At 57.4% G+C, this 13,986-nt stretch carries 13 protein-coding genes; 12 read left to right on the top strand and 1 reads right to left on the bottom strand.

What is annotated here, in order from left to right; all coding sequences use genetic code 11:
• Window positions 1-8: 8 nt before the first annotated feature.
• The 8 genes from IEY11_RS10565 (at window position 9) to panD (ending at window position 8,376) form a co-directional block, all read left to right on the top strand.
• Entirely contained in the window at window positions 9-1,265 is a 1,257-nt protein-coding gene (locus tag IEY11_RS10565) for a type II secretion system F family protein (RefSeq protein WP_188886508.1), read from the top strand.
• 41 nt (window positions 1,266-1,306) lie between these two features.
• Window positions 1,307-2,746: a type IV pilus biogenesis protein PilM gene (pilM, locus tag IEY11_RS10560; protein WP_118728850.1), complete on the top strand. Its 1,440-nt coding sequence runs from the start codon at window positions 1,307-1,309 to the stop codon at window positions 2,744-2,746.
• On the top strand, window positions 2,743-3,447 hold the full coding sequence (locus IEY11_RS10555; RefSeq protein WP_118728851.1) for a type II secretion system protein M: 705 nt from the start codon (window positions 2,743-2,745) through the stop codon (window positions 3,445-3,447). The genes pilM and IEY11_RS10555 overlap by 4 nt, the downstream gene beginning before the upstream one ends.
• Window positions 3,444-5,126 (top strand): GspE/PulE family protein, encoded by a 1,683-nt coding sequence (locus IEY11_RS10550; protein WP_118728852.1) that lies wholly within the window; start codon window positions 3,444-3,446, stop codon window positions 5,124-5,126. The genes IEY11_RS10555 and IEY11_RS10550 overlap by 4 nt, the downstream gene beginning before the upstream one ends.
• A gap of 273 nt (window positions 5,127-5,399) precedes the next feature.
• The gene (locus tag IEY11_RS10545) at window positions 5,400-6,266 is read left to right on the top strand and encodes a Rossmann-like and DUF2520 domain-containing protein (RefSeq protein WP_188886507.1); all 867 of its coding nucleotides are present in this window, start codon (window positions 5,400-5,402) and stop codon (window positions 6,264-6,266) included.
• Window positions 6,263-7,108, top strand: a complete 846-nt coding sequence (panB, locus tag IEY11_RS10540) for a 3-methyl-2-oxobutanoate hydroxymethyltransferase (RefSeq protein WP_117489630.1) — start codon at window positions 6,263-6,265, stop codon at window positions 7,106-7,108. Before IEY11_RS10545 ends, panB begins: the two co-directional genes overlap by 4 nt.
• A 20-nt stretch (window positions 7,109-7,128) precedes the next feature.
• A complete protein-coding gene (gene panC, locus IEY11_RS10535; protein ID WP_118728854.1) occupies window positions 7,129-7,977 on the top strand; it encodes a pantoate--beta-alanine ligase in 849 nt (282 codons plus the stop codon).
• Window positions 7,978-7,980: 3 nt separating this feature from the next.
• The gene (panD, locus tag IEY11_RS10530; RefSeq protein WP_117751412.1) at window positions 7,981-8,376 is read left to right on the top strand and encodes an aspartate 1-decarboxylase; all 396 of its coding nucleotides are present in this window, start codon (window positions 7,981-7,983) and stop codon (window positions 8,374-8,376) included.
• A gap of 622 nt (window positions 8,377-8,998) precedes the next feature.
• Here panD and IEY11_RS10525 read toward each other — a convergent pair.
• The gene (locus IEY11_RS10525) at window positions 8,999-9,499 is read right to left on the bottom strand and encodes a DUF2798 domain-containing protein (RefSeq protein WP_118728855.1); all 501 of its coding nucleotides are present in this window, start codon (window positions 9,497-9,499) and stop codon (window positions 8,999-9,001) included.
• Window positions 9,500-9,766: 267 nt separating this feature from the next.
• Between IEY11_RS10525 and IEY11_RS10520 the strand changes: the two genes are divergently transcribed.
• The 4 genes from IEY11_RS10520 to IEY11_RS10505 all read left to right on the top strand — a co-directional run bounded on the left by IEY11_RS10520 (window position 9,767) and on the right by IEY11_RS10505 (window position 13,538).
• Window positions 9,767-12,310 carry a heavy metal translocating P-type ATPase gene (locus IEY11_RS10520; RefSeq protein WP_188886506.1) on the top strand — a complete coding sequence of 848 codons (2,544 nt, stop codon included), beginning with the start codon at window positions 9,767-9,769 and terminating at the stop codon, window positions 12,308-12,310.
• Window positions 12,307-12,573: a metal-sensing transcriptional repressor gene (locus IEY11_RS10515; protein ID WP_118478176.1), complete on the top strand. Its 267-nt coding sequence runs from the start codon at window positions 12,307-12,309 to the stop codon at window positions 12,571-12,573. Before IEY11_RS10520 ends, IEY11_RS10515 begins: the two co-directional genes overlap by 4 nt.
• 81 nt (window positions 12,574-12,654) lie before the next feature.
• Window positions 12,655-13,071 carry a hypothetical protein gene (locus IEY11_RS10510; protein WP_188886505.1) on the top strand — a complete coding sequence of 139 codons (417 nt, stop codon included), beginning with the start codon at window positions 12,655-12,657 and terminating at the stop codon, window positions 13,069-13,071.
• Between the two features lie 65 nt (window positions 13,072-13,136).
• On the top strand, window positions 13,137-13,538 hold the full coding sequence (locus IEY11_RS10505) for a hypothetical protein (RefSeq protein ID WP_188886504.1): 402 nt from the start codon (window positions 13,137-13,139) through the stop codon (window positions 13,536-13,538).
• The last annotated feature ends 448 nt before the right edge of the window (window positions 13,539-13,986 follow it).

The raw sequence follows: 13,986 nt of genomic DNA, 5'->3' as shown, positions 1-13,986 counted from the left end.
GGGTCAGCATGGCTGCATCCAACAACCACAGGCTGACCGTCACGGTCAAACCGAACAGCGGTCACACGCTGTTCCGCTACACGGCAAAGGACATAGACGGAAAGGTAGTCCGCGGCGCAATGGAGGCTGCGGACTATGATACGTTGTATACCCAGTTACTCGCTCAGGGGCTGTATCTGCAGAGTGCGACCCGCCGCGGTGCGGGCCGCAAGCCGCGCACACTGCGTCCGCAGGAGCTGAGCGACCTGTGCCGCCAGCTGTCCACGCTGCTGGCTTCGGGCGTCAGTCTGGTGCGCGCGCTGACGATCATCTCGCAGGATGAGGGCATCAGCGCGGGTCTGCGCCGCATTTACGAGAGTGTGCTGGGTGAAGTCCGGAAAGGCTCGAGCCTTTCTGCCGCACTCGAGGCGCAGCAGGTGTTCCCGCCGCTCATGCTCGGCATGATCCGCGCAGGCGAGGGCAGCGGCAAGCTGGATCAGGTCGCGGAGCGGCTCGCCATCCACTACGAGAAGGCGCACCAGATGAACCAGCAGGTCAAGTCGGCGCTCATGTACCCGATGATCCTTGCGATTCTGGCGGTCGCGGTCGTTATCGTTATCGTAACCTTCGTGCTGCCGCAGTTCAGCGATCTGTTCTCCACAATGGATTCGCTGCCGGGCGTTACGCTGGCGCTGATGGCGTTTTCCGGTTTTATGGTTACCAAATGGTATCTGATGATACTGGGTGTCGCGGCTGTGGTCATGGTTATCCGCTCGCTGCTGCGCATTCCGGCCGTCCGGCTGGAAATGGATCGACGCAAGCTCAAAATGCCGGTTTTCGGTCCGCTCAATCAGGTTATCTGCACGGCGCGGTTCGCGCGAACCATCAGCAGCTTGTACTCGAGCGGTCTGCCGATCGTCACTGCGCTGCAGACCGCCCGTGATACCATCGGCAACGCTTACATCGTTTCGCAGTTCGATGATGTGCTCGTGCAGGTGCGTTCGGGCGTCAGCCTGTCCGCCGCCCTCGAGGCCGTAGACGGCTTTCAGCGCAAGCTGTGCAGCAGCATTGCAGTTGGCGAGGAGACCGGCCGTCTGGACTCCATGCTGGATTCCATTGCGGATTCGATGGAGTACGATGCACAGCAGGCGAGCAAGCGCATGATGACCATTCTGGAGCCGATGCTGATCGTGCTGATGGCGTTTGTGGTCGGCTTTATCATCATCGCGGTCATGTCGCCGATCATCGGCTCGTACAGCGCGATAGAGAGTTCGGGGAACGTATAACCTCGGAAACGTGTAAACCTCACAAAAGGGGAGAAATGAGAATGAACACAACCGTTTTGGCGCTGCAGGAGGAGCAGGTGCTTGTCGCGGTCGGCAAGTCCGGCGCGCAGCCTTCCGTGCAGGCGCTTTACAGTGCCCCCGCACACGGCGGCGGCATGGAAAACTGGGAGAAGGCGATAGGCGCACTCTGGCAGCAGCACAGGCTGCCGACCCGCGGCATCACGCTCGTCCTGCCGGATGAGGCGGTTGCCACCAAGACTATCACCGCACCGAGCATGCCGGAAAACAAGCTGGAGGAGCTTGTGCGGCACGAAATGCGTCCGCGGGAGGATCAGCTTGTGGCGGCGGACTATGTGCCGCTCGGCACAGATGCCGAAGGCCGTCAGCAGCTGTTCTGCGCTGCCTGCCGCAAGGAAACGATGGAGGAATACCTTGCAATGACCGACCGGCTCGGTCTGCGCCTGGAAAACGTTACCGTTACCATGGCAGGACGGCTCAAGCTCCTGCATGCCATGCAGCCCATGCAGGGCAAGACCTGTATCTGGCTGTGCTTTGAGGGCAGCAGCGTGCTTTCGCTGCTGGTCGAGAACGGAGAGTACCGTTATTCCAGCCGCAGCCGTATTTTCAGTGAGCCGGGCACGGTGGATTTCGGCACTGAGATGACGAGGGATGTCTCCGGTACGATGCAGTTCCACACGGCAAGCCGCTCGGGCGGCACGCTGACCGATGTGTATTACGCCGGCTGCTCGGATGATGATTTCGAGGTGTGTCTGGCGGGTATCCGCGGTCTGGGTCTGGAAGTGAGCCGTCTGCCCGAATGCCGTGCGTTCCGCGCCCTGCCGAACGGCGAGCGGCTGAACGACTGGCTCGGCTGTGCCGAGGCTTTGATTCGAACCGTGCTTCGTGCAAACAAGGAACTGGATCTGCTCCGCAGCTATCGGCGTTTGTCCCGCGGCAGCAAAAAGCAGACCGGCCTGCTGCACAGCTTCTACACACCGATTGCGGTGTGTCTGGTGGTGTGCGCCGCGGTCTGGTGTGTGTTCCTGCGGATGAACAGCAGCCTGAGCCACAGAACCGACGACATCAACGACTGGCTGAACGATCCGACCGTGATCGAGCAGTACAACGAATCTGCCGAAAAGCAGCAGCGCAATGACAATCTGGTGCAGGGACTGCAGCAGGTACGCAATCTGACGGACGCGCTTGCCACCTATCCGCAGGTGGACAGCACCCTGATGAGCAAAATCGGCGCGGCAGGCGGCGCTCAGGTCAGCATGGTGCTGACCGGCTACGATGCGGCCACCGGCGCGCTGCAGTTTGATGCACAGAGCGGCAGCGTTATCGACATTCCGAGCTATGTGCTCAAGCTGCAGAAAACCGGTCTGTTTCGCAAGGTGGACTACACCGGCTATACCTATGAGGACGGCGTGTACGTTCTCAGCCTGAACTGTATCCTGCTGGGAGAGGAGGCAGCCGAATGAACATCGTTGTAACCGAACGTGATAAAAAGCTGCTCCGGCTGGTGGCCTGTCTGGCGATAATCGTCATTTTCGGCATGTATCTCATCCGTCCTGCGATGAAAAATCACGAAACGCTGCAGAACGAGTATGACGCCGCCGAACAGAAACAACAGGAATATCAGACGCAGATTGCCACACTCGCGACGATTGACGATATTATCGCGCAGAATGAAGCCGCGCTGAACACGGCAAGCGAAAAATACTACAAGGGCGATCTGGAAACCCGTCAGATGGACGATATCATCACGGGTATCGCGCTCGAGAACGGACTGTTTCCGCAGTCGCTGACGCTGACGGAGGCCGCTCCGGGTGCGGTCAGCGCGTATCTCGCCGAGCAGGAAGCTGCACAGACGGACAGCAGTGCGGACACCTCGTCCGATGCGGAATCCGCCGATTCGACCGACGATACATCGGCAGCGCCGGTGCAGCCGGTCAACTGCGTTTACATCGGCACTGCGACTATCTCGGCGCAGGGCGCCGTAACCCAGTGGCTGAACTTTCTCGATGAGGTAGAGCACAGGTATAAGGGTCTGCGCGTGACCAATTTCAGTATTGCAGACTATGATTATGTGGAGAACAACACGCAGGCAGTCAGCACCAATCTGATCACCGGCACGCTGGAGATCTATATGTGTGTCAGCGACAAGGAGGCAGACGCATGAAAACCAATTTGCGTATCGGCGAAGTGCTGATGGAGCGCAATTACATCACGCAGGAGCAGATGGAGCAGGCGCTCGCCTACCAGAAGGAGCACCGTGAAAAGCGAGTCGGTCAAATCCTGATCGAGCTGGGCTTTGTCACCGAGACGCAGGTGATCGAGGCGCTGGCTGCCCGTCTGGGACTGGAAATTGTGAGCATCGGACAGATGCAGGTCGATCTGACCGCTGTCCGCATGATTCCGCGCGAGCTGGCGGAAAAGCAGAACCTGCTTGCGGTCGGCTTTGCGGACAAGAGCCTCGAGGTCGTGACGAACGATCCGCTGAACTACTTTGCCTTTGAGGAAGTGCGCCAGCTGACCGGCTGTCAGGTGGTCATCCGCCTGAGTGAAATGGGTCCGCTGCAGAGCGCGATTCGCTACTATTACGCCGAGGTCGGCGCGCAGCAGGCGGCACAGACCGCCAACGAGGACTTTGCAGAGCGTAATGTGGAGATGCTGCAGGTCGAAGAAAGCGAAAGCGGCGATCCGGAAGCGCCGATCGTCAAGCTGCTCAACAGCCTGCTCGACCGTGCAATCAGCACCGGTGCGAGCGACGTGCATATCGAGCCGTTTGAGGGCAGCACGCGCGTGCGCATGCGTATCGACGGCACGATCGTCGATTATGTAACGCTGCAGCGCAGTGTGCATCAGCCGCTGATTGCGCGAATCAAGATCATGGCGAACCTCGATATTGCCGAGCGCCGTCTGCCGCAGGACGGTCATTTCCGTATCCGTGTGAGACAGAGCGAGTACGTTAACATCCGTGTATCGCTGCTGCCGACCGTGTTCGGAGAAAAGGCCGTGCTGCGAATTCTGGCAACGGCGGGTCAGGTCGATCACGCCAGCCACTTCGGCATGGATGACGAAAGCTATGCAAGGTTCCTGCCTATGCTCAACTCACCGAACGGTATTATTTATATCACCGGTCCTACCGGTTCGGGTAAGTCCACTACGCTGTACATGGCGCTCGAGTATCTGTCGCACCGGCAGGTGAATATCTCCACGGTTGAGGATCCGGTGGAGAAGAACGTGCCGAGCATCAACCAGACGCAGGTCAATCCGGTTGCCGGACTGACGTTTGAGTCCGGTCTGCGCGCGCTGCTGCGTCAGGACCCGGATATCATCATGGTCGGTGAGACCCGTGACGGCGAAACAGCCGGTATTTCGGTTCGTGCCGCCATCACCGGTCACCTGGTGCTGAGTACACTGCATACCAACGATGCGGTCTCGAGTATCGTCCGTCTGGCCGATATGGGCATCGACCATTATCTGATCGCAAATTCGCTGGTCGGTCTGGTCGCGCAGCGACTGATGCGCAAGGTGTGTCCGCACTGTGGCAGAGAGGTCGCAGTTACGCCGCAGGAGCAGGCGCTGCTCGGCAAGGATATCACGACCATCAAGCGCGGCACAGGCTGTACGCACTGCAACGGCACCGGCTACCGCGGCCGTATTGCTGTGCATGAGATCGTCACGATCGACCGCAATATCCGCCGCATGATCAGCCGCGGCGCCGAAACCGAGGAGATCGAGGCCTACGCGCGGGAGCAGCAGGGCATGCGCAGCCTGAAGGAAAAGGGTCTGGAGCTGGTAAAACAGGGTGTTACTACACCGGAGGAGCTGCTCAGGATCGCGTATTACGCATAACCGGAAACCGCTCTGTATCTTTTGATACAGAGCGGTTTTAACGATTATGAACAGAATTACAGAACGAAATTCGCATAAATGAACTGACGTTCATTATTGATTGACTCCCCGGAGCCGAAAACTTTTCCTTTACATTCTCATTTCAAGCGGGTATAATACCCATTGATGGATGGCATTCCGCAGAGCGGAAGCTATACCTTGTCACAACATGTTTTTCAAATTTTTCCGACAGTGATTTTACGTTGCGTCACACCACAGAAAGCGGGTGACAGCATGAACATTGGCATTGTTGGAGCAGGAAAAGTCGGCTTTTCCTTCGGCAGACTGCTTGCCGAAAAAGGCGTGCGGATATCCGGCTATTACAGCCGCAATTCCGACAGCGCAAGAGAAGCCGCAGAATTTACAAATTCCGGACACTATACCGCCCTGGGCAAACTCATCGAAGATAGTGACGCGATTTTCATCACCGTTCCGGATAATGCGATTACCGAGGTATATCGGCAGGTCGCAGAATTTGAAATTCAGGACAAGTATATATGTCATTGCAGCGGCGCCTGCACAGCCGGGGAAGCCTTTCCCGGTATTCACGCGCAGGGAGCCTATGCAATATCCATTCATCTGCTATTTCCGATCAGCAGCAAGTATAACTGCTGGCGGGAGCTGGCAGGTGCTTTTTTTTGCGTCGAGGGAGACACGCAGGCGGTCGAGGTCTTTGTGCCGCTGCTGCGCGGACTGGGACTGCAGGTGCAGACCATTTCGCCGGAGAGCAAGGCGCAGTACCACCTCAGCTGTGCGCTGGCGAGCAACTTTGTCTGTGCACTCGTGCAGCGCAGCGCAGAGCTGCTGAGCGGCTGTGGATTCTCCGAAACGGACGCACTGCACGCGCTTGCGCCGCTCATGCGGAGCAATCTGGCGCATGTGATCGAGCACGGTGCCGTCTCAGCGCTGACCGGCCCCATTGAGCGCGGCGACACGCAGACCGTGCAAAAGCATCTGTCGTGCCTGACGGAACGAGACGATCGGCAGCTTTACGCGCTGCTGGGACTCGAACAGGTCAAAATGGCACAGGAAAAACATCCTGAGCAGGATTACGGCACGCTTGCCGCCCTGCTGAACAGGGAAAAGGAGCAGAAAGAATGAAGAACACAGTGAGTACATTTCTCTCGATGAAGCAAAACGGCGAGCGCCTCACCGAGATTACCAGCTACGATTACACGACCGCCAAGCTGGTGGAAAAAGCGGGCATCAACGCCATTCTGGTGGGCGATTCGCTCGGCATGACCATGATGGGCTATGACACGACTCTGCCGGTTACGATGGAGGATATGATCCACCACAGTGCATGCGTCGTGCGCGCGTGCGAGAACACCATGGTCATCATGGATATGCCGTTTATGAGCTATCAGGCGTCGGTTTCCGAAGCCGTGCGCAACGCAGGCCGGCTGATGAAGGAAGCGCGCGGACATGCGGTCAAGCTGGAGGGCGGCGCAGCCGTTGCCGAGCAGATTCGCGCGATTACAGACGCCGGTATTCCGGTGCAGGCACATATCGGCATGACGCCGCAGAGCGTCAACGTGTTCGGCGGCTTTAAGGTACAGGGCAAGGGCGAGGATGCGGCAAAGCGGCTGCTCGAGGATGCCTTTACCGTACAGGAGGCCGGTGCATTTTCGGTCGTGCTCGAGTGCGTACCGCCCAAGCTGGCGGCGCTCATCTCGAAAAAGCTGACCATCCCGACTATCGGCATCGGCGCGGGCGCAGGCTGTGACGGACAGGTGCTGGTCTATCAGGATATGCTCGGCATGAACATGGACTTTACGCCCAAGTTCGCCAAGCAGTTCGACAATATCGGTGAGCGCATGGTGGACGCGTTCCGCGCTTACATGAACGAGGTGCAGAACGGCACGTTCCCGACCGAAAAGCAGAGCTTTGTCAAGTCCGACTGCAGCGATGAATATCTCGCCAAACTCGACGCTGAATTTTGAGAGAAACAGGAGCATATACAATGAAAATCGCAACAACCATCGCAGAAGTACGCGCACAGGTGCGCGAGTGGAAACAGCAGGGTCTGACCGTCGGTCTGGTGCCGACCATGGGCTATCTGCATGAAGGACACGCCAGTCTGGTCAAAACGTCCGTGCAGCAGTGCGACCGCACGGTAGCGTCCGTGTTCCTCAATCCGACCCAGTTCGGTCCGGGTGAGGATCTGGAGACCTATCCGCGTGATTTCGAGCACGACTGTGCGCTGCTGACCGAGTGCGGCTGTGACATGGTGTTCCATCCCGAGGTGTCCGAGATGTATCCGGACGGCTTTGCCACCTTTGTTGAGGTGCAGTCCGAAATGCCGCGCCAGCTGTGCGGCAAGACCCGTCCGATTCATTTCCGCGGCGTGTGCACGGTCGTTTCCAAGCTGTTCAACATCGTAACGCCGGATAAGGCGTTCTTCGGTCAGAAGGACGCACAGCAGCTGGCGATCATCCGCCGTATGGTGCTCGACCTGTCTATGGGCATTGAGATCGTCGGCTGCCCGATCATCCGTGAGGCGGACGGTCTGGCGAAGTCCTCGCGCAATACCTATCTGAGCGCAGAGGAGCGCAAGGCGGCACTCGTGCTGTCGCGCGCTGTAAAGCTCGGCCAGGAGCTGGTACAGAACGGCGAGAAGAACGCGGATAAGGTCGTGGGTGCCATGCGTGCGCTTATCGAGCAGGAGCCGCTCGCGCGTATTGATTACGTTTCCGCAGTGGACGGCCTGACCATGCTGCCGGTGCATGAGATCAACGGCGGCGAACTGGTCGCTATGGCGGTCTATATCGGCAAAACACGCCTGATCGACAACTTTTCGGTGGAGGGCTAAGTCATGACAGTACAGATGCTCAAGGGTAAAATCCACCGTGCAACGGTCAAGCAGGCCGAGCTGAACTACGTCGGCTCGATCACGGTTGACGCCGACCTGCTGGATGCGGCCGGCATTTACGAATATGAGAAGGTTGCCATCGTGGATATTGAAAACGGCAACCGCTTTGAGACCTATACCATCGCCGGTGAGCGCGGCAGCGGTATGATCTGCCTGAACGGCGCCGCAGCACGCTGTGTCAGCGTCGGTGATAAGGTCATTCTGATGGCGTACGCGCAGCTGACGCCGGAGGAGGTCAAGAACGGCTATGCTCCGCAGGTCGTGTTCGTGGATGAGGAAAATAAGATCGTCCGCACCACCACCTATGAGAAGCATGGTCTGCTCAAGGATATGGCGTAATGAAAAAGGAGAACCCGGGTGGGTTCTCCTTTTTTGTTGGTGTCAAGGTGAGCGGTTCTGCAAGGTAGGAGGTAGGAGTTGATGGATAGGTGAAATCCGCAGGTGCCGTCCGTAATATCCAGACAAACGAGTTGCGCGACACGGGTATCCCTCAGGGGACCTTCTCTTGCCCTTCGGGCAATTCACCTTGTGTCGCGCCTGCGGAGAGTAGCCGATATGTGTAGCAGTATGGAATCTGGCATTGCGTAGAGGGAAAGAAATGGGCGGCCAATGGCCGCCCCTACGGTAGAAAGAATCCTCTGCCGTTCCTTTATAGTCTCAGTTCTGCAAATTTCGCCGTGCTAAGAGGAAACGGGGAGATTCATAAGAGGGGTACGCACTCATTAAATCCGCGCACGGCGCGGGAAAAAGGTTTAGTGGCCTACGGGCAAACCTTAGGTGTCCATCCCTCTTATGCGCCCGCGCGGCGTCAGCGCACGTCCCCGCGCTCCGCAGAGCGCAATTCCCTGCTTGGATTAAGCGAAAACCTTCCCGCCCGGAAAGGGTGTATTGCTAACGCAACTCGTGTGTCCCGCAAAACCGGTGCCGAGTAAACCGGCAAATCAAAATTTTCGATTGAAGATTAAACCGACTCCATCTCCGCCGCAGAGGACTTGTCTGCGTTCTCTCGGAACAGCAGACCGAAAATGCGGCGCACCAGCGGACCGGCTGCAAAGAACTGCCACAGCAGCGCCATCGGGAAGTTCATAACGGTGGTCTGCACCCAGATTGCAAAGAACTGTGAGTTATGGCTGTCCTTGAACAGCAGGGTGGCAAAGAAGCTCATGCACGGGCACATCAGCCATACGGATGCGGCCGAGATAGCAAGCATAATGCTGGTCTGGCTGGCTTCGCGCGGATTGACAAGACGGAATGCAACCTTCATCGCCAGCTTGCCGACAAACACCAGCTCGAGCAGAATTGCGATAACAGTCATGATCGGCCACTCGTGGAACACTGCGAGAAATACCCAGTTCTGCATGGAACCGGTGTTCAGCACGATGTTGTACGCTACCATGCCGTATACCATGACAGAAGCCATGATAATGGTGTAAATAACGTCCTGAAATTTGTTTTTTGGCATTTTGTTTTCTCCTTTTTGTGTATGTGAAATATTTTTTGATAACGAATAGAAATGCAGCTGAACGCAAAAAAATAGGACGAAGTAAACTTTCGTCTACTTCGTCCTATGGACTACTTCAACTACCATTAATTATAAATATCATACCATATTTTGTGGGTGTTCGTCAAGGCTAACTTCGTTCTTGACAATACTGTTCCCTGGGTGTATACTGTGTCTGTAAATGAGAACCCCCTCCCTTGGGGGAGGGGTGCAGATAGGAGATGCGATATGAAACAACGGTTTCGGGTGGGCGGCATGAGCTGCGCGGCCTGCTCCGCCCATGTGGAGAAAAGCGTCTCGGCGGTGCCGGGTGTCAGCGGCGTGCAGGTAAATCTGCTCGCCGGCAGCATGGCGGTCGAGTACGACGAAAACGCGTGCGACGCACAGACGATTATAAAGGCGGTCGAGTCCGGCGGCTACACGGCTGCGGTGGACGATGGCAGGCAGACCTCGGCTCCGGCGCAAAGCCCGCAGGCGGACGAGGCGCTGAAGGAAATGAAGACCCGCATTATCGTTTCGGCGATTTTCATGCTTGTCCTGATGTACTTCTCGATGGGCGAGATGGTCGGGCTGCCGCTGCCGTCCTATGCGGCAGGCATGGACGGCATGTTCAATCTGGCGCTCACGGAGCTGATCCTCACGCTGCCGATTGTCATTATCAATCGCAAATATTATATCAACGGCTTCAAAACGCTGCTGCATCGTGCCCCGACTATGGACGCACTCATCGCCGTCGGCTCGGGTGCGGCGCTCGTGTACGGCATTTACGCGCTGATTCAAATCGCTCTCGCGCCCACGCCTGAGGCAGCCCACAGCTTTATGCACGACCTGTATTTTGAGTCCGCAGGCATGATTTTGACGCTGGTAACGCTCGGCAAGTTCTTTGAAGCGCGTGCCAAGCGCAAGACCGGCGAAGCCATTGCGGCTTTGATGGACCTGCGTCCGCAGACCGCCGAGGTCATCCGCAATGGTGAAACCGTGCAGGTTCCCATCGAGCAGGTACAGGTTGGCGACCTCGTTATCGTGCGCGGCGGTCAGTCCGTGCCGGTTGACGGAGAGATCACTGAGGGCAGCGCCTATCTGGACGAAAGCGCCATCACCGGCGAGAGCATGCCGGTCGAAAAGCATGTCGGCGATACCGTAATCGGTGCAACCGTGTCCAAGAGCGGCTATGTTGTCATGAAGGCATTGCGTGTCGGTGACGATACGACTCTGAGCCAGATCATCCGTCTGGTAGAGGAGGCAGGCGCGTCCAAGGCGCCAATCGCCAAGCTGGCGGATAAGGTGGCAGGCGTGTTTGTGCCGGTCGTTATGGGTATTGCGCTCGTGACGGCAATCATCTGGCTGCTGGCCGGCGAAACGCCGAGCTTTGCGCTCACACGCGCGATTTCAGTGTTGGTTATCTCGTGCCCGTGCGCACTGGGACTGGCTACGCCGGTCGCTATCATGGTCGGCACAGGTGTCGGTGCGAAAAACGGCGTGCTGTTCCAGTCGGCGGAGGCGCTCGAGAATCTGCACAACGTAAACGCGGTCATCATGGACAAGACCGGTACCGTAACCGAAGGACGTCCGGTCGTAACCGACGTAAAATCCTTCGGCGTGGAGTCCGGTGACCTGCTCTCGCTGGCACTGTCACTCGAGAGCCGCAGTGACCATCCGCTGGCGGACGCCATTGTGCGCTATGCACGCGAGAAGAACGCGCAGGAGCGTTCGGTAACCGACTTTGAGATGCTCGAGGGGCAGGGCATTCGCGCATCCGTGGACGGCGTGCCGTGCTTTGCGGGCAACCGCCGCATGCTGCTCGCCAACGGTCTCGCGCTGTCCGGCTCGATGCAGAAGCTGGGCGATGAGTTTGCCGCAGCAGGCAAAACGCCGCTGTTCTTCGCGGCAAACCGTCAGATTGTCGGCATTTTTGCGGTCGCTGATGTGCTCAAGCCGACCAGCAAAGCGGCAGTCGAAGCGCTGCGCAGCATGCACATCGACGTAACGCTGCTCACCGGCGACAATAAGAAAACCGCCCAGTCTATCGCGTCCGAGCTTGGCGTGACCGATGTGATCGCTGAGGTGCTCCCGCAGGACAAGGAGCGCATCGTGCGCGAAAAGCAGGGCAAGGGCCGCAAGGTTGCCATGATCGGTGACGGCATCAACGATGCACCGGCGCTTGCGCGTGCCGATGTCGGCATTGCGATTGGTGCAGGCACGGACGTGGCTATCTCGTCTGCGGACGTTGTGCTGATGAAGAGCGACCTGATGGACGCGGTGGACGCCATCCGGCTGTCGCGCCGGACTATGCGCAACATTCGCCAGAACCTGTTCTGGGCGTTCTTCTACAACTGCATCGGCATTCCGATTGCGGCGGGTCTGCTGTGGGTGCCGTTCGGCATCAAGCTCAGTCCGATGATCGGCGCGGCGGCAATGAGCCTTTCGTCCGTCTGCGTGGTATCCAACGCGCTGCGCCTGCGCTTTTTCAGCGCAACACCGAGAAAAACGGCGGGGACGCCTGCTGTTTTGCCCATAAGCGGCGAAAAGCCGCTTACGGCACATAAAAAGGAGGAAAATGTTATGGAAAAGACAATCAAGGTTGAGGGCATGATGTGTCAGCACTGCGTGGCACACGTCAAAAAGGCGCTCGAGGGTGCTGCAGCCGGCTGTAATGTTGCGGTCGATCTGGATGCAGGCAAGGCAGTTGTTTCGGGTAAAACGCTGCCGGAGGATGCCGTTCTGACCGCAGCCGTCACCGAGGCGGGCTATGAGGTGGTTGACATCAAATGATGGCAGATCGTAAAAAGGTCGAGCCGCTGCTCAAAACTGCGCGCGGGCAGATCGACGGCGTGCTCAAAATGATCGAGGACAACCGCTACTGCATGGATATTATGATGCAGCTGCAGGCGGTGGAATCGCTGGTGCATAAGGCGCAGAGGGAGGTTCTTCGCGGACATCTTTCCGGCTGTGTGCAGGATGCGTTTGAGACCGGAGATCAGAACGAACGCGAGCAGAAGATCGCAGAGATCATCAAGCTGCTGGATAAAGCGTAAACGGAAGGACGTGCTAAAAGGCACGTCCTTTTTGTTTGAAAATTGAAGTTTTCTGCAGTTTCCGCAATCAGAAACTGCGGTATGATCGAAATCGGTGCCGACACGGTTATCAAGAACAACGGCAGCAAAACTCAGTATGGCGGCGGTATCCGCAATTACGGTGAAATTACTGTTTCTGCTGGTGCACAGCTGTATAACAACCATGCACTGATTGCTGGCGATGATATTTACAACGGTACCTATAAGTATAAAACTTACACTTGCGATGGCCGCATCACTTTTGCCCCTGTCGGCAAGGACTGGGTACTGGACGACTGCAACGACCCGATCGTAGGCTGGTATCACGACGGCAAGGAAAAGCTGACGGACAATGCCTACAAGCGCTGGAACGGTGATGGTGAAGGCGATGCCTACTACGCTGACGAATATACGGTTAGCGAAGAGGCTGTTTCCGATGCACTGCGCTCAAGGCTGCACACGGTCAGTTCTGCAGCGTAACCTACGAAGTAACCGGCGACATTCCGTCTGATGCAGGCGCAGTTCCGGCGGCAGCCAAGGTTAAGATGAACGGTAGCTACACCGTAGCACCGGTACAGACCATCTCGCAGAGCCGCTACACGTTCAGCGGCTGGCGGATCAACTGTAGTGGCGATGTTGTAACCGAGATCAAGGACATTCAGCAGGATGTCAAGCTGATCGGCGTATGGACCCGCAGATCGTCCGGCGGTGGCGGCGGCAGCAGCAAGCCGACCGTTGACATTCCGGATGATGTACCGACCTCGGCGCACCCTGCGGGGTGGATTGTACTAATTGTTAGATTCGCAGGTGTTGTCCATCGCCACCAGACTGACGAGTTGTGCAGCACTGTTATCACCCAGGGCCTCTCTCTTGCTCTTCGGCGATTCACCTCGTGTCGCGCTTGCGGTATCGCCTTAACCGTATGTGTAGCAGTACGCTGTCTGTGAACTGCGAATATTTCACGAAAGACACTCGACGGTAACCGACTGCCGTTCCCCATTTCGGAGCGGTCGCCGGTCTCTGGTCTGCGCCAGACTAACAAACAAGGGAAAGGGATGAAAATCAGAGGGTGGAAACCGTAGGTGTCTACCCTCTTGTGCCCCTGCCGGGTAGGCACATCCCCGTTGAATCTCAGCGAAAAACATCCAGTCCGTTAGAGACGAACACGCTTACGCAGTTCGAGTACTCCGCTCAGCCGGTGCTGAAAAAGCTGCCGCCCGGACAGGGCGTAGCGCATACGCGCCTCGTGTGCCAAGCAAAACCGGTGTCGAGAATGGCCTCTGCTAAAGATAAAAAGGAAAAGCACTCATCTTACAATGAGTGCTTGATGGTGGAAGTTACAGGGCTCGAACCTGTGACCCTCTGCCGGTTGGTACATGACGAACCCGGCTGCAA

The organism is Butyricicoccus faecihominis, from assembly GCF_014648015.1.
Lineage (GTDB): Bacteria > Bacillota > Clostridia > Oscillospirales > Butyricicoccaceae > Agathobaculum > Agathobaculum butyriciproducens.
This window is presented reverse-complemented; position numbering and strand designations above follow the sequence as displayed.

Coding starts and splice junctions, on each gene's coding strand:
- panC (WP_118728854.1), top strand. CDS start 7,129: ATGAAAATCGCAACAACCATCGCAGAAGTACGCGCACAGGTGCGCGAG.
- IEY11_RS10505 (WP_188886504.1), top strand. CDS start 13,137: ATGAACGGTAGCTACACCGTAGCACCGGTACAGACCATCTCGCAGAGC.
- IEY11_RS10510 (WP_188886505.1), top strand. CDS start 12,655: ATGATCGAAATCGGTGCCGACACGGTTATCAAGAACAACGGCAGCAAA.
- IEY11_RS10525 (WP_118728855.1), bottom strand. CDS start 9,499: ATGCCAAAAAACAAATTTCAGGACGTTATTTACACCATTATCATGGCT.
- IEY11_RS10550 (WP_118728852.1), top strand. CDS start 3,444: ATGAAAACCAATTTGCGTATCGGCGAAGTGCTGATGGAGCGCAATTAC.
- IEY11_RS10555 (WP_118728851.1), top strand. CDS start 2,743: ATGAACATCGTTGTAACCGAACGTGATAAAAAGCTGCTCCGGCTGGTG.
- IEY11_RS10565 (WP_188886508.1), top strand. CDS start 9: ATGGCTGCATCCAACAACCACAGGCTGACCGTCACGGTCAAACCGAAC.
- IEY11_RS10515 (WP_118478176.1), top strand. CDS start 12,307: ATGATGGCAGATCGTAAAAAGGTCGAGCCGCTGCTCAAAACTGCGCGC.
- IEY11_RS10545 (WP_188886507.1), top strand. CDS start 5,400: ATGAACATTGGCATTGTTGGAGCAGGAAAAGTCGGCTTTTCCTTCGGC.
- IEY11_RS10520 (WP_188886506.1), top strand. CDS start 9,767: ATGAAACAACGGTTTCGGGTGGGCGGCATGAGCTGCGCGGCCTGCTCC.
- panD (WP_117751412.1), top strand. CDS start 7,981: ATGACAGTACAGATGCTCAAGGGTAAAATCCACCGTGCAACGGTCAAG.
- pilM (WP_118728850.1), top strand. CDS start 1,307: ATGAACACAACCGTTTTGGCGCTGCAGGAGGAGCAGGTGCTTGTCGCG.
- panB (WP_117489630.1), top strand. CDS start 6,263: ATGAAGAACACAGTGAGTACATTTCTCTCGATGAAGCAAAACGGCGAG.